This window comes from Fluctibacter corallii (genome assembly GCF_025751585.1).
Taxonomy (GTDB): Bacteria; Pseudomonadota; Gammaproteobacteria; order Enterobacterales; family Alteromonadaceae; genus Fluctibacter_A; species Fluctibacter_A corallii.
This window is the reverse complement of record NZ_JAOWKX010000008.1, coordinates 97,266-113,194: the sequence shown is the minus strand read 5'-3', so window position 1 is coordinate 113,194 and position 15,929 is coordinate 97,266. Positions and strand designations below refer to the sequence as shown.

The 15,929-nt window shown below is 42.7% G+C and carries 13 protein-coding genes; 7 read left to right on the top strand and 6 right to left on the bottom strand.

What is annotated here, in order from left to right:
- Nucleotides 1-148: 148 nt before the first annotated feature.
- From OE749_RS15110 to prsT, 4 genes are read left to right on the top strand one after another with little or no spacing between them, the layout of a single operon-like run.
- On the top strand, nucleotides 149-391 hold the full coding sequence (locus OE749_RS15110) for an acyl carrier protein (protein WP_263713312.1): 243 nt from the start codon (nucleotides 149-151) through the stop codon (nucleotides 389-391).
- A gap of 28 nt (nucleotides 392-419) precedes the next feature.
- A complete protein-coding gene (wecB, locus tag OE749_RS15105; RefSeq protein ID WP_263713311.1) occupies nucleotides 420-1,547 on the top strand; it encodes a non-hydrolyzing UDP-N-acetylglucosamine 2-epimerase in 1,128 nt (375 codons plus the stop codon).
- A complete protein-coding gene (gene wecC / locus OE749_RS15100) occupies nucleotides 1,540-2,793 on the top strand; it encodes a UDP-N-acetyl-D-mannosamine dehydrogenase (protein WP_318527889.1) in 1,254 nt (417 codons plus the stop codon). Before wecB ends, wecC begins: the two co-directional genes overlap by 8 nt.
- A gap of 41 nt (nucleotides 2,794-2,834) precedes the next feature.
- Nucleotides 2,835-5,573 (top strand): XrtA/PEP-CTERM system TPR-repeat protein PrsT, encoded by a 2,739-nt coding sequence (gene prsT, locus OE749_RS15095; RefSeq protein ID WP_263713310.1) that lies wholly within the window; start codon nucleotides 2,835-2,837, stop codon nucleotides 5,571-5,573.
- Between the two features lie 151 nt (nucleotides 5,574-5,724).
- Here prsT and OE749_RS15090 read toward each other — a convergent pair whose 3' ends face one another.
- From OE749_RS15090 to OE749_RS15080, 3 genes are all read right to left on the bottom strand, one after another.
- Nucleotides 5,725-6,537 carry a PEP-CTERM sorting domain-containing protein gene (locus OE749_RS15090; protein ID WP_263713309.1) on the bottom strand — a complete coding sequence of 271 codons (813 nt, stop codon included), beginning with the start codon at nucleotides 6,535-6,537 and terminating at the stop codon, nucleotides 5,725-5,727.
- A 282-nt stretch (nucleotides 6,538-6,819) separates the two neighbouring features.
- Nucleotides 6,820-7,641: a PEP-CTERM sorting domain-containing protein gene (locus tag OE749_RS15085; protein ID WP_263713308.1), complete on the bottom strand. Its 822-nt coding sequence runs from the start codon at nucleotides 7,639-7,641 to the stop codon at nucleotides 6,820-6,822.
- A gap of 396 nt (nucleotides 7,642-8,037) precedes the next feature.
- Entirely contained in the window at nucleotides 8,038-8,850 is an 813-nt protein-coding gene (locus OE749_RS15080) for a PEP-CTERM sorting domain-containing protein (RefSeq protein ID WP_263713307.1), read from the bottom strand.
- 550 nt (nucleotides 8,851-9,400) lie between these two features.
- On the opposite strand from OE749_RS15080, the gene OE749_RS15075 reads away from it, so the two are divergent.
- Both OE749_RS15075 and OE749_RS15070 read left to right on the top strand, forming a co-directional pair.
- The gene (locus tag OE749_RS15075) at nucleotides 9,401-10,195 is read left to right on the top strand and encodes a PEP-CTERM sorting domain-containing protein (RefSeq protein WP_263713306.1); all 795 of its coding nucleotides are present in this window, start codon (nucleotides 9,401-9,403) and stop codon (nucleotides 10,193-10,195) included.
- 210 nt (nucleotides 10,196-10,405) lie between these two features.
- Nucleotides 10,406-11,272, top strand: a complete 867-nt coding sequence (locus tag OE749_RS15070; RefSeq protein ID WP_263713305.1) for a dienelactone hydrolase family protein — start codon at nucleotides 10,406-10,408, stop codon at nucleotides 11,270-11,272.
- Between the two features lie 109 nt (nucleotides 11,273-11,381).
- On the opposite strand, the gene OE749_RS15065 is transcribed toward OE749_RS15070, so the two are convergent.
- The 3 genes from OE749_RS15065 to OE749_RS15055 all read right to left on the bottom strand — a co-directional run bounded on the left by OE749_RS15065 (nucleotide 11,382) and on the right by OE749_RS15055 (nucleotide 14,941).
- Nucleotides 11,382-13,013, bottom strand: coding sequence for an FAD-binding oxidoreductase (locus OE749_RS15065; protein WP_263713304.1), 1,632 nt, complete (start codon nucleotides 13,011-13,013; stop codon nucleotides 11,382-11,384).
- 147 nt (nucleotides 13,014-13,160) lie between these two features.
- A complete protein-coding gene (locus OE749_RS15060; protein WP_263713303.1) occupies nucleotides 13,161-13,916 on the bottom strand; it encodes a PEP-CTERM/exosortase system-associated acyltransferase in 756 nt (251 codons plus the stop codon).
- Nucleotides 13,917-14,023: 107 nt separating this feature from the next.
- A complete protein-coding gene (locus OE749_RS15055) occupies nucleotides 14,024-14,941 on the bottom strand; it encodes a patatin-like phospholipase family protein (RefSeq protein WP_263713302.1) in 918 nt (305 codons plus the stop codon).
- A 134-nt stretch (nucleotides 14,942-15,075) separates the two neighbouring features.
- Between OE749_RS15055 and OE749_RS15050 the strand changes: the two genes are divergently transcribed.
- On the top strand, nucleotides 15,076-15,849 hold the full coding sequence (locus tag OE749_RS15050; RefSeq protein WP_263713301.1) for a S1 family peptidase: 774 nt from the start codon (nucleotides 15,076-15,078) through the stop codon (nucleotides 15,847-15,849).
- The last annotated feature ends 80 nt before the right edge of the window (nucleotides 15,850-15,929 follow it).

The window sequence follows — 15,929 nt, the reverse complement described above, 5'->3', positions numbered from 1 at the left end:
GTAACTGTTTCTTAATTCAATAAATAATGGAACAATACTCACATTGACGATTAAGCGACATTCTGTCTGGCGCAGCCACTCGGTGCGTGTGGCCGAAGACAGGTGAGTCCATTCAAAATAAAACAAATATCATACAGGTAGTGAGAGAATGAATACAGCTGCTCAGGTAAAAGAAATTTTAATTGATGTACTACAGCTTCCAAGTGACATGGAGTTTGACGAGGAAACTGCGCTTTTGGGAGCGATACCTGAATTTGACTCTATGGCCGTAGTAACCGTACTTACAGCGATTGAAGAAACCTTTGGCATTGAAATAGACGATGACGAAATCAGTGCAGATATCTTTGAAAACTTTGGTGCTCTAAGCGAATTTGTTGAAGAAAAAGTATAGCGGCTGGTTTAAGTAAAGGATAACGGGAATGCAAAATATATTATTGGTGTTCGGAACGCGGCCAGAAGCAATAAAAATGGCGCCCTTGGCGATAGAGTTAAAAAAGCACACTGCATTAAATGTCAAAGTGTGCGTGACCGCTCAACATCGTGAAATGTTAGACCAAGTATTGTCTTTGTTTGATCTGACACCCGAGTATGACTTAGATCTCATGAAGCCAGGACAAGATTTGTATGATATTACTACCAAAGCACTGCTTGGCTTGCGTGATGTTATTAAAGAAGCGAAGCCAGATCTCATTCTTGTGCATGGCGATACCACCACGACGTTTGCAGCCTCATTAGCTGCGTTTTATCAGCAAGTACCAGTAGGGCATGTTGAAGCTGGATTGCGTACAGGTGATATTTACAGCCCATGGCCTGAAGAAATTAATCGCCGTTTAACAGGAGCCCTGACCAAGTTTCATTTTGCTCCCACTGACAAGGCAAAGAATAACTTGCTAGCGGAAAACACCGCACCTGAATCTATCTCAGTAACAGGAAATACAGTGATTGATGCGCTCGTTAACGTTGTTGATAAAATCAAACAAGATAAAGCGCTGAACAACGCATTGTCGAGCAAGTTTGATTTTCTGGATGACAATAAAAAACTCATCTTGGTTACAGGCCATCGTCGAGAAAGCTTTGGTGGCGGCTTCGAAAATATTTGCCGCGCAATCAAGACGTTATCCGAGCGTGAGAATGTTCAGGTTTTATACCCAGTACATTTAAATCCAAACGTACAAGAGCCCGTTAACCGTATATTAAACGATGTCGATAACGTGTTTCTGATTGATCCTCAAGACTATTTGCCTTTTGTCTACTTAATGAGCAAAGCTCATATTATTCTTACGGACTCTGGTGGTGTGCAAGAAGAAGCGCCTTCATTGGGCAAGCCTGTTCTTGTTATGCGCGATACGACAGAACGTCCCGAAGCTGTTGAAGCTGGTACGGTGAAATTGGTTGGCACCGACGAGCATAAAATAGTTCAGGAAGCTACACGACTGCTTGAAGACGAGGCTGAATATCAACGTATGTCGGTGGCACATAACCCCTATGGTGATGGAAAAGCCTGTCAGCGTATTGCGCGCATAATTACGGGGGCGGGTGATGAGTAAGATGTTCGATAAGATTTCTGTTATAGGGTTAGGCTATATCGGTTTACCCACAGCGGCTGTCATTGCCTCTCGTGGTATTGATGTTATTGGTATTGATGTGTCTGAAAAAGCGGTGGATACCATTAATCAGGGAAAAGTTCACATTGTTGAGCCTGATTTAGATATGGTGGTTCAGGCGGCGGTAACAATGGGGAAATTGAAAGCCTCTATGACGCCAGAACCAGCAGATGCATTTATGATCGCTGTTCCTACGCCATTTAAAGAAGGGAAACAGCCAGATTTGACTTACATTCATGAAGCCGCGAAGTCTATCGCCCCTGTGTTGGAAAAAGGCAACCTGATCATATTAGAGTCGACCTCTCCAGTAGGGGCAACCGAGCAACTTGCTTCATGGCTCCAAGCGCTTCGCCCTGACTTACGCTTTCCCGGTGTGGGAAGTGGTGAGCCAAATATGTACGTTGCGCACTGTCCTGAACGCGTTTTACCTGGCCGTGTGCTTGAAGAGCTTGTCTCTAACGACCGTATTATCGGCGGCATGTCTAAGTCGTGTAGCGATGCCGCTATCGCGTTGTATAAGACTTTCGTTAGAGGTGAATGCATTGTCACGAATGCGCGAACGGCAGAAATGGCAAAGTTAACAGAAAATTCATTTAGAGATGTGAATATTGCATTTGCAAATGAGCTGTCGATTATCTGTGATCAACTCAACATCAATGTATGGGAGCTCATTCAGCTTGCAAACCGACATCCTCGGGTGAATATTTTAAACCCTGGCCCGGGGGTTGGCGGTCATTGTATCGCTGTGGATCCTTGGTTTATTGTTGATAGTGCGCCAGAAAATGCCAAAATTATCAAAACAGCCAGAGAAATTAACGATGGCAAGCCCAATTACGTTATTGGTCAGGTGGAAAAAGCCGCCGATGAATTTAAACGGCCAGTCATTGCTTGTCTAGGGTTGGCATTCAAACCTGATATTGATGATCTCCGCGAAAGCCCAGCATTGAGCATAGCCAAACAGCTTGTAGATAGAAATATTGGTGAAGTATTGGTGGTTGAGCCAAATATTTCATTTCTACCAGACAATCTGGCCAATAGTGGTTTTAAGTTGGTTTCGTTGGAGGAGGCACTGGAAAGTGCAAATGTTTTAGCTATTTTGGTGGGGCATAAACAGTTTAAAGATATTTCTCAGCGAGATGTAAATAGTAAAATCGTAGTGGATAGCTGCGGTATCTTTACGCAGAACTAAAATATAAAGAGGTTTCCGCCTCGCTACACTAGGGAAAGAATATGAAAAAAATGTTTAGCAAAAAATCGCTCGTGGCTGCCAGTGTCAGTGTATTTTTGGCTGCATGTTCGCCGGTTTCTACGGAAGAGCACATCGCAGAGGCGGAAAAGTTTTACGCTGAAGGTAATCGGCAAGCCGCTGTCATTGAACTTAAGAATGCAATAAAAAGCTCGCCAGATGATCTTGCCGCGAGAGAAATGTTAGGCAACGTGTATTTTGAGTTAGGTAATTATAACGGCGCGCAAAAAGAACTTAGCCGAGCATTGACGTTGGGAGGTGAACCTAGCGCTATTGTGCCGACACTAGCGACAATGCACTTCTACGTTCAAGATTTCGAGTCTGTATTACAACTGAAAAAAGAGCATGCCTTGCCAAAAGGTTCAGACAGTGAAAGCCGATTGATGTTATTTGCATTTTTGGCCGACAGCTTTTTGAACGCGGGGCAAGAAATAGCTGTACCAGACGAATTAAATGCGCAGGACAAAAGCATCGCAGACGCATTTTCGGCTTATGCCAAAGACGACTATGACCAAGTGCTCAGTGTTCTTGCTCAAATTCCAGAGCAAAATGACTACTTTGTTCTCACTCACCTTTTGAAAGGTCTGACCTATGCGAAATTAGATGAACATGAAAATGCTATCTCGCACTTTAAAACCTTAGTTGAAGAGCGTCCATTTATTCATTTTGTGAAGTACAAGCTACTTGAAGAGCAACTTGATACGGAAGATTTAGCTGGCGCAACAAAAACGGCTGCATCGATATTAAAAGTGAATAAAGATAGCCCATATGGCAATTTATTGATGTCAGAGATTCACTTCCGTAAAGAAGAATACAGTGAAGCTCTCCAAAAAGCCGAAAAAGCCATATTCAACGGCCTCTCAACGAAAAAAGCCAATGTGATTGCTGGGGCAAGTGCATTTAAGCTGGAGCAGCTCGAGGTTGCACATAAATATTTGATGAGGGCAGATCGTCTCCCTCCACTTAATCTTGTGGCTAAAAGCTTACTGGCTCGAGTACAAATGGCCCTTGGCTATTTAACTGAAGCAAAAGCCACTTTCGCACAGTTTGATAATATGGCTGAAATTGCGCCTGAATTATTGAGCGACGCGGGCATGTATTTCGCCATGAAGGGCGAAACAGCCACCGCCGAAAAGCTACTAAATCAAGCGAAAAGTGCAGGTGAGAACGATGCTGAGGCATATCTACGTTTAGGGCTATTAAAGATTGCGAATGACGATGAGACGGGTATCGCCGATTTGACCAAAGCAATGGAGCAAAGTGAAGATTTTGCTAATGCACGTGTGCCTATCGCATATTCTTACGTTGAGCAGGGTAAAATTGAAGAAGCGCTAACCATCGCTAAAGAATGGCAAGAGTCTGCGCCGATTGAAGGGCTTGTGCTAGAGGGCGTTATCTATTGGCGAACAGAAGATATTGAAAAAGCGCATAGCACGTGGTTGAAGGTGCTTGAACTTGATCCGGCTCATTTGGGCGCGAACTTATTATCCATTAGTTACTACACGCAGAAACAAGATTTCGAAGCAGGTAAAAAGCAGATAGATAGCGCGCTGTCTCACCATAGTAATGACATGCGTATTTTCCTTGGTATGGTAAGAATGGCCAACCGAGTCGGTGATCAGGCGTTGAATTCAACTATTCAGTTTTTAGATTCGTACGCAAAAGAAGTACCAGAAGCAACGAATGCGCCTGTGGCTTTGGCTATCGCTTACAAAGCGGCCGGCCAGATAGGTATGACTATTGAAACACTGTCTGCATTGCCAACATTAACTGACTTTGGCTATATGACGCTAGGAGATGCCTATCTCGAGCAAGAGCAGCACAAACAAGCCGCTGATGTTTTTACTAAGTGGAAAAATAAGAATCCCGACAATCCAATGACGTGGCTTCGCCTTATTGGTATTAATCAGGTAACAGAAAATTACGATACGGCGTACGAGTTGGCTACGCAAGCATCTGAGAAGTTTGTAGGCGGGAGTCAATTTGACATTATTCGACTTGCGTTACTCACTGAACTGAATCGTTTAGATGAAGCTGAAAACGTATTAAAAACACTGAAAGAAACGACTGAGCCGACGCTAGCTCAGCAGCGTTATGAAGGGGAGTTGCTTTACAAGTTAGGGCAGTTTGATGAGGCTGCGCCACTCCTTAAGCGTTACTACGAAGAATTCCCTACATTTGCAACAGCTTTATCTTATACAAAAACACTGGCAGCACAGAATAAATTTGAAGACGCAGCCATTGTTCTTGAGACAGAGTATAAAAAGCTGTCAGATACCTCTGGCGTAGACCATACGATGGCAGAGTTTTATGCTAATGCAAAAGATTACGCCAACGCTAGAAAGTACTATCAAAAAGCGATGGAGGAAACGGCTGATAACTTCATTGCTATGAACAACCTTGCAATGATTGAATTAGAAAGTGGCAATTTGAGCGATGCAAAAGCGTTGGCTCAAAAAGCCGTAAATATCAGACCAAATATCCCTCCGCTAAAAGATACATTAGGCTGGATTCAATACAAAAGCGGTGATCTTCCAAATGCACTTAAAAATATTGGTGATGCGTATAGTGCGTTTCCTGAGTCGGAAGATATTGCAATGCATTATGCTGAGGTATTGTTAGAAGCTGGAAATGCCAGAAAAGCTGAGCAAGTTCTAAATAGCATTTCTCCTACGCGAACGGATTTACGTGCTAAGTGGGAAGAGTTGAAAAAGCGTATGTAATATTGAGGAAAGCTAATTACGGAAGGATTGGTTTCGTAATGGATTCAAACTGAATCAAAAAAGGCTCAACGTGTGTTGAGCCTTTCTTTATTTCTCTAATCCAACAGCTTAAATGAGACCAGAATGGAAGTCTTGGCTGTAATTTCTCAATTTACTTCTGCTTACGGCGTCTAATTCCTGCAAGCGTTAAAAGTCCTAACCCTAAGACAGCGACACTGCCTGGTTCAGGGATGGTGTCGCCGACCAAGTCACCTGTACCTGCGGCAAAATTGTTACCGTTTAATACATCGAAGATCGCATCAGCATTGTAGAAAATGTCAGAAAAACCACCAGCACCGTTGGCTATGGTGTTTGTGTCGAAGTTGCTTGCAGCAGGTCCACCTACAGCAGATAGCGCCAACTGAAGGTTACCACCGTTATATTCGTTGCCTGCCGTAGAGTCATCTGCATTAAAGGTAATTTCGTCTACCTCAAGAGTTAGCCACGGAGTGCCTGTACCCGTATAAAGTTGATCGACATCGCCTGCTGTTTCTACGAAGAACTCAACGAATGCGCCACCTACTGCTGTGGTGAATCCACCTAAGCCATCTGCCAGCAACCCTGTGAATCGGAATGTGACCTCACAGCCGATACAAAAGCCCACGGGGCCAGGGAAGGCTTCAGGATCTGTTAATCCGTTGAAATAGGTCATTGTACCAACGGCCTGCAACTCATCGCCAGCGGCTACTGCTGCCGGAGAAATAGCATTAGCGGTATCAATTGTGCCAGCGTTGGCAGAATCTACGAACCATTGGTTGAAGCTAATTTTCTGAACAAGATCTGTTTCTTCACTCACGAACGGAGGAGATGCAGGACGTACATAAGAAGGATCCCAAGTTACACCACCCACATCAATCATTGATGCATTAGCGAAACCAGAGGTACCTAATACTGCTAGTGCAAGAGCTTTATTTACTAGTTTCATTTAAATCTTCCTTTAAAAACATAAATGAGAAATTAAGTATTACAGCACAAGATACTTTCCATAATTGATTAAGCATTATACATGCCAGTGCAAGAAAATATGCTAAGTGCATGAAATATAAAGTAATGATGAATGGTGATAAAATTAACCGGATAAGATGTGTAAAAAATATCGACATTGGAGCGATCTTCTTTACACTTGAGCTGGGCTCAGTGGATTCAGTAAATCAAGAAGATAAAAGGCTTAACTACCATCATTAAGCCTTGAATATTTAGTGTCTTATTACCGCCTCTTCAATCGAGAGGGTGAGTATTGAGCAAGTAATGCGAGCATCCCCAACATGAACAATGCTAACGCGCTGGGTTCAGGTATCGTGTCGCCGACTAAATCAGCTGTTCCTGAAGCAAAATAATTACCGTTTTGCATATTGAATATGGCATCTGCATTGTAAAAAATATCTGAAAACCCACCATTGCTGTTTGATATGGTGTTGGTATCCATGTACTGGGCTGCTGGTCCGCCAACGGCTGAAAGAGCGAGTTGGATATTACCTCCTCTATACTCGTTTCCTGCTGTTGAGTCTCTTGCAGAAAACGTTACTTCATCAACGGCAAGTGTCAACCAAGGTGTTCCAGTACCACTGTACATTTGGTCGACGTCTGCGCCTGTTTCTACGAAAAACTCTAAAAATGCACCTCCCACGGCGGTTGTGAACCCACCCAGTCCGTCAGCAAGTAAGCCTGTAGAGCGAAAGGTGACTTCACAACCTAAACAAAAACCGATTGGACCGGGAAATACTTCAGGATCGGTTAAGCCATTAAAATAGGTCATTGACCCTACTGCCTGCAACTCGTCTCCAGCAGTGACTGCATCGGGTGAAATAACCTTTGAGGTATCTGTTGTGCCCGCATCGGCCGCATCGACGAACCACTGACTAAATTGGACTTTTTGAATTAAATCGGTTTCATCGCTAATAAAAGGAGGTGAAGCCGGGCGTTGATAAGAGGGATCCCACGTGACACCGCCAACATTGATCATAGACGCGTTGGCAAAACTTGCGGTACCTAATAAAGCTAAAGCACATACACTTCTTGTAAGTTTCATTTTCTATATCCTTATTAATAAAAAATAAACTGCTACAGCTAGAGATACTACATAGTTACTGACTGCATTAGACGTGCCATGTATAAGACATTTGTAACCCATTGATATTTAGTGACTCTGTATCCTAATTGCTACATCTTATTTTTGCGATGTAAAGTATTTTGACATAGGTAATATATTAAACCTTTGGGTTTTATCTAAGTTGCCTATTACAAAAATTTAAAAAGCTGTATGCGCGAGTATTTAATGTAATCAAAGGTGAGCGTAAGGTTAAATTATGGTTGTTGAGGGAAGGGGTTTTACTTAAATAAAAAAGGCTCAAGTTAGCGGTTGAGCCTTTCGGACTATTTAGGGAGACTTCACATGTTGAAAATATAAAGCATATAGGTCTATTTGTTAGCCACGCTTTTTGCGTCTTATTCCGGCGAGTGCTAACAGTCCAAGACCCAATACTGCAATGCTTCCAGGTTCGGGAATGGTATCGCCTACCAGATCACCCGTTCCCGCAGCAAAGAAGTTACCATTGGCAACATCAAAAATCGCATCTGCGTTATAAAATACATCTGACAAACCACCCGACGCATTAGTGATGGTATTGGTATCAAAGTTACTTGCAGCTGGTCCGCCTACAGCAGACAGTGCCAATTGAATGTTACCGCCATTGTATTCGCTTCCAGATGTTGGGTTATCAGCGTTGAAGGTAATTTCATCGACTTCCAGTGTTAACCAAGGTACGCCTGTGCCGGAATACAACTGATCAACGTCACCAGCGGTTTCTACAAAGAATTCTACGAAAGCACCACCTACGGCAGTTGTAAACCCACCAAGACCATCGGCCAGAAGGCCTGTGAAGCGGAACGTAACTTCACATCCAATACAAAACCCTACAGGGCCTGGAAATGCTTCTGGGTCAACAAGCCCATTGAAGTAGGTCATCGTCCCTATCGCTTGCAGTTCATCTCCCGCAGTCACAGCAGCTGGAGAAATTGCTTTAGATGTATCGATAGTTCCTGCGTCTGCCGAATCGACAAACCATTGGTTAAAGCTAATTTTTTGAATGAGATCGGTCTCTTCGCTGACAAAAGGAGGAGAGGCCGGACGAACATAAGAAGGATCCCAGGTTACGCCACCAACATCTATTAAAGATGCGTTGGCAACACCAGCGGTACCTAATACTGCCATTGCAAAGATATTGCGAATAAGTTTCATTCCATTTTCCTTAAAAAATATTGAGAATTTTCACTTCTACAGCAACAGCTACTTCACTATCGTATTAAGCATGTTATGGGCCAAAAACTAACCTTTCATAAGTGCTTGAAAGTATTGGTTAAAATATTGACCGCAATAAATCGCCTTTTAAGAATGTAAAGAAAGCTGACGAAATCAATTGATTCAAGCTTTAGCTGCAATAGATAAAGTATGAAGTGATGAGTCATGTTCAGTTAGTCGTATTTTGTCTTAGCAAGGGTAGGGATGCATTTAGATGCAGTGAGTTATGTCTGATGTGTCGCATTGTGTCGATAGTGTAGCCAATTACCTGTCAGAATTTTTTACTTAGGTAAAAATATTACCATGTGTTATTGAGTGTTGATTATAGTTAAGTGTATGTTTTATAAGGTTAAAGTGAATATATTTTTGTGTTGGCACATTGATTGCTTTTGTTCTGTGGAATTTACAAATTACACCCGAAGATGCTTGCTATATAAGTTGATGTATTCGGATGTACAAATATAGATGTAGAAGTTTAGAGGTAGTTGTTATGAAAATGAATAAAACGCTTTTTGCTGCCACGTTATTGTCTTTGGGTGCTTCTGTTGCTGAAGCTTCAACTATCAATGTTGGCGGTGTTACTTGGGATCCTGAGTACGTTCGTACACCAAATATGTTCACTCCAGGCGAAGCTGATCTAGTACAGAAAATTAGCTTCAACCAATGGTTTGTAGACTCAGCTGACGCTGGCACAATCAATGCTGGCAACGCAATTGATCCTGCTGCTGTTGATGCTGGTGATGAGCTTCAAGCAGTTGGCTTTATGAACTACTTCAACGGTCTAACTGACCCAGAAGCAGGTTCTACCGGTTTTTGTGTTGGCTGTGAGCTAACGTTCAAGTTCTCTGGCCTTTTGGCTGACGGCTTCGGCGGTTTCGATATCGCAGTTGGCGGCGCATTCGTAGAGTTCTTTGTTGAAACGGGCGCAGACATTAACCAACAGTTTTCTGGTACTGGTACGTCTTGGCTTAAGCTAGCAGTAGACGAAGTAACGTTTGCAGCATCAAGTGGCACATCTAGCTATGTAGGTGGTAACCTTCAACTTGCATTGTCTGCGGTTGGCGGCCCTGCTGCGAGCAACATGGATACTAATACTATTCAGAATTCAGCTGGTGGTTTCTCAGATATCTTCTATAACGCAGATGCTATCTTTAAAAACGGTTCTTTCTTCGCTGCAGGTTCTGGTGACCTAGCGGGTGACAGTATTCCTGAACCAGGCACACTAGCTGTGATGGGCCTTGGTCTGATGGGACTAGCAGGTTTACGCCGTCGCAAACAAAAATAAGGTTTGATAGTTAAGGGACTACACCTTTAATAGCAAGCAATTTGAATAAACCCTCCTTTTGGAGGGTTTATTTTTTCTAGATTTTTTTACGCAAACTGATACATTGGTTAGCGAAAAAGCCCCGCGTTAGAAGAGGGTTACACGATACATTCATAGTCAATAAATCAAATAAATACACTCTATTTGGAACCGTTTTAGAAGGATTTGTAAATGAGACTTACGTTAGTTTTATTCTTATTAATGTCATTTAACGCTGCTGCTTTTGGTCTAAAGATTGAGAGAAAACAGCTTCCCTATACTAATCTCGTTACGATGCCAGTTCAGTCTGGTGAACAAACGTTGACGCTTGCTGGAGAGCTTCGCGTTCCGCGCGGATACGAAGAGCAAAAAATCCCTGCTGTTTTGGTACTTCACAATTCCGCGGGCATCGATAGCACGGGCCGCCTCTACATTGAAGCATTAAATAAGGTGGGAATCGCAACCTTGGAAATCGATATGTGGGGGGCAAGAGGCTTGTCAGGCGGAAGCGGAGACAGACCTGAAACTGTGCATGAAACCCTTGCAGATACGTTTGCTGCGTTGAAATTTTTATCTAACCGTTCTGAGATTGACCCTGACAAAATTGGTGTAATGGGCTTTTCTTGGGGAGGAGCATTAACCATGTTGTCTGCTACTGAACAGTATGCTTCGATGTTCGGTGGTGAGTACCGTTTTGCTGCGCATATTGCGCATTACCCGGTTTGTTGGGCATATAGTGTGATCCCAGAGTTTGCATTTGAGAATCTAACTGGTGCGCCTGTGCTTATTCAAGCTGGTCAACTAGATGGATATGACGCTCCAGATAGCTGCCAAAATTTGGTAGATGGGCTACAGCCTTCAGACAAGCAATATGTTGATGTGAAATATTACTGGGGCGCACAGCATGCTTGGGATCGCCTAGAACCTAAATGGGTTGTTGTTGATCCTTTCGCTAATCAAGGGGCGGGCGGAGAAGTGACACTCGCGCCAAACCGTTGGGCGGCATGGAAATCACGCAACAAGGTGGTCTACTTCTTTAAAGATAAGTTTGAAATGTAAATCATTATTTGTGATGTTACACCAATCTTAAAAAAGCCGGCTTCTTTTGCCGGCTTTTTATTTATTGGTGAATATCTATCTCTTCTGAGAGGTATACCGCAGACAGCCGCTATCGAGGATTGTATCTTCCCGGACTAATTATTCTGTTTGGATCAAGCGAGGATTTGATGTTATCCACTGCCTGCCAGTAAATAGCGTTTTTATCGAGCAGCGAAGCTTGTTGTTCAATATTGAGGCGATAGGGAACAAAGCCTTTCTGTCTGCCTACGCTCACTAATTCCTCTAAACAGGCTTTGGATTGGTCTACCGCTTCTGGATCCTCAAGATTGAATAAAATGGGAACAGTTGAGTCAATGCAATCATGGCGTAAATTGGTAAAGGTAATCAGTGGCTCAACGCCGTACTTAGGCGTAATGTCGCGGATCATTGCGACATATTCGTCAATTTTATCGGCGCACATTGGAATCAAGGGCGCATACCACAATAGCCCGCATTTATCTTTGTCGGGTAACAGTGATTTTGTCTTGTCTGGTGTGCAATACGCATTACGCCAGTAAGCGAGTTTAAGCGCTAACTGGTTTGGTTTGCCCAACATCAGCTCTTGGCCTTCTTCAAGCGCATCGAGCTGGCCTTTCACCTTTTTAACTACGGATAATGATTTTAAAAAAGGCGCTTTTGTGAGTTGATTAGCTAAACTGAGTAAAGGGGATGATGAGAAAATAATACTGCCCGTACCTCGAGCCATTTTTTTAATTTCTTTTTCAGAGGCATCAACGACACGTTTATTCCCGTATATAGTACCGATTATCATCCATTCTGGGGTGCCGTGTTCTTTTTCAATCTTCGAAACCTGTTCAGAGGTCATCACTCTGTGAATGTCAGCTGGATTGGGATTGTCAGCTGTCATAGAGATAACTCGATTTTTATCCATTAAGTTAATGGAACCGACCACGCCTTCAAATTCTTGCAGTACCTGATGAATAAAGTTAACCAACTTGGGCAGGCCTTGTTTATCAAAGCAACGCAAGTAGAAAGAGCTAAAACTTCTTCTTTTGGCTAAACGTATAGTACATTCAGTGACAATGCCTAAATTACTTTGTGTAAATAGGCCATCTACCGCAGGCCCAAGACCATGTTTAAAGGTTTTGTCGATAAAATCACTGCCGCTTTTATCAAGCTCTGAAATTGCAGAAGACATTTCCTCATGGCATAAATCAGGATGAGGTAGGTAGACTTTCATCGCCGTTACTGCATCAAAGTGCATGGCGTGGGGAGTAATGCCGTATCCCCTTTCTAGGGCGTTGCTTAGTATACTGCAGTTAGGGCCAGCCCCAGTAACGGGCGTCATGTATGGCCAATCATTTTGAGCTAAGTAATCGAACAAATCTTGTTGGGTTACACCTGGTTCAACAGTGATTAAACCAAGCTCTTTGCTGGCAGGGTAAATGCCCTTCAACTGAGACAAGTCTATTATAACACGTGGCTTATCTTTGGACTCTGCGATTGAACCGTATCCCCAATTGTTCCCTGTACTAATCGGGTACAATGCAAAATGGTGTTCATTAGCTAATTTCAGTAATGTTGAGATTGTCGTGCGTTTTTTAACAGTGACCGCAGCAGCAAGATGTACATTCTCGGAAAATGTGGTACGACCAAATTTCAATGTGGCCTCGGGCGCATCGAAAATGATTGCTTCAGAGTCTTGGGAAAGTCCCTTGTTAATTATTTCGAAAATAGACATCTTTTCGTTGTGTTTAAAATCCAATAGCTCATATTAGACGACAGATGCGCTACTGAAAAGCATTAAGTGTGAACATTCACTCACTTACTATTTCAATAATAGGCACCTATTGTTACGTTGACAGTGATTTGTTGTTACATCAGTAGGCTACAGCATGTTCAATGCGGTCATTTGAGACTGCATTGATGATTTAACCAATACGTACATTTCCAACATTTCTACGCTGAGTTTTGATGAAAAGTTTTCTCTCTCAAGAACAAATAGCGCACGTATGCCATGGTAATCAAGTTCATTTCCTACCTGGGTAAAATTGATCCCTAATCGACTCAATCTTCGAGCAAGCCGAGGTTCCACAACCACAAACATATGGGAGTGTCCCAGCAAATCGCACATTGCTATTACCGATAAGTAAAGGCCTATCGCAATATTGGGGAAGTTGCGACGTTCATCTTCAGTGAATGGGGGAGGGTGCTGCATATCGTTAATGATAAACGCTTGCTCTTGCTCGCCTTTCCGTTTTCTGAAGGTAGCAGGTACAGCAAGGCGTGAAATTTCTCCAAACATGCCACGTTCTAATTGTTTAGGGTCAACCAGATCTTTTCTAACAGATTCTATGCAATGAAGTTCAAATGGGAGTTGTTTTTCTAATTGGTCTTTTGGTGGTACGACCAGTCTGACAGTGCCAGCAAACTGCCCTGAAGTTTTGTGCTTCAGTAAAAGTGGTATGGCGTATCCATCGCACTCATCTGTTTCAAAACCCGACTCTGTAGTCGGTTCCCACCCTAGCTCTTGAGAGTACACATTGTGTCGAATGCGATAAGACTCTTCGCGAAGATCCTTGGTGTCCGCGATGACTACTTCAAAGTAGCTGAAAAAATTTTGTGCCAGCGTATTCGTCAGCATGTTCGTTCCCAAATTTTTAATGTGACGACCGTACTACTAATCTAAATTATCACGTTATTTAACCCTTTCTATCATAACCATATCAAAACATAAATCTATCAATAAATTCATGTTTTCATTCTATTTGTTATGTCAGGTACGTTCGTCTCAAGTTGTAAATTGAGTTTTTTGGGCACATACATCATTGCAGTGTCAAAACCCTGTTTGTATAGCGTAAACTTTTGCTCTTTCGTCAGGTTGAATTCGACGGAGGAGATCTCTCCCGTATCGACAACGATAGTATTGTGCCAGTGGTTTGCATGTACGTATTCTCTAGAGAGGGCGGTCATAAATGTGCGAATAAGCATAAATATAAATTCAGGTAACTGAAAAAATTTTGCACGCTTTTTATCCGTTTTGGTTTGTGCCCCACGGAGCCTGAAGCAGAGATTTGGTGTCGCGTCGCCAGTCCAATCGTTGAATAAGGCATCTTCAGATAAAATAGCGCCATCGGTTAACACATAATCGCGAAAAGGTTTAAAACTGAATATCAACGGAATAGACATTGAAAACCTCACTGCCGCTGACACTTTTAGTTCAGGCGTATATTCTCGATTAAATATAACAGGTCCGCCGCCATTAACATCTGTAGCGACAATACTGAGGTCGTACTCAATATCTGCAAACGTGAGACCTCTGAGTTTTTTGTCCATCCACTGTTCAAAGTGTTCGCCGTCACTTAAGCCCCCATCTTTCAATAGGCGAAAAAGTGAATATCCTCTAAATTGCTTAAAATCAGTCTCGATAGCTAACGCCATGATATCGTCAAGCTTCATGCCGCTGCAGTAAAGCGCCGATACGATAGAGCCACCTGACACTCCCACCATATGTGAAATAGCGAGGGGTAAAGATTCGAGCGCATGCAATATGCCAATGTGCGCCGTTAAGCGTGTACCTCCCCCAGAGAAAATGGGAACAATTCGCGTGATATCTTCATGTTTTATCGTCGAATTTTGTTCAAATGATGTAGGCGGAACTATCCTCATAGGGTATGTTACAGTTAAGATGTATTAGCTTTACCATAGTCAATTAATACATGATTCGGCAAACTTCACTTACGCTAACGTTGTTAATATTACAACGCAGATTACCCAATAAGCGAATAGATTAAGGAGACATCATGACGCTTCGCATGTGCAAAATATTTTTGTTAGTAGTTGGCTTGTGTTTATTACCACAGGTGTCGGCGACAGCGTTGCAGAATATCATTCCGAAGATAAAACCATCGGTTGTAGGAATTGGCGTCTTTAACCCTCTCGCATCTCCGCGTGCGCGACTGGAAGGGAGTGGATTTGCGATTGGAGACGGCACCTTGATAGTGACAAACTATCATGTAGTAGAGAAGCCGTTAGATACGGAGGTTCTTGAAAAGCGCGTCGTATTTGTTGGTACAGGAAATAATCCAGACATTCTAGACGCAGAGGTGCTGACCTTTGATGTCATTCATGATTTGGCTATTTTAAAAATCAATAGGGCGTTGCCAGCCTTAACATTAGATAATAAAGACTCGGTGGTAGAGGGAACAGAAGTCGGTTTTACCGGGTTTCCAATTGGCGCGGTGTTAGGGCTTTTCCCCGCTACACATCGCGGTATTATTTCAGCAGTTACGCCTATTGTTCGACCCATGCATTCTTCTTCCGCCTTAACCCCCCAAATTATAAGACGCTTAAAGCACCCTTATTTAATTTATCAGTTAGATGCAACAGCCTACCCAGGTAACAGTGGTAGTGCTTTATACGATGTTGAAACGGGAAATGTTGTGGGTATTATTAATAAGGTATTCGTTAAAGAATCCAAAGAAACGGTATTATCAAATCCGAGTGGCATTACTTACGCGATACCTGTAAAATATTTACGCACTTTGCTTTCATCAATTCAAGATGAGCTTAAGTAAGTGTCAGTATTTTTTACAAAAAGCGCTCTGTTAGCCTGTAAAACCTATATTTTTCAAAGGTTTGTGATTTGGCTTGGATT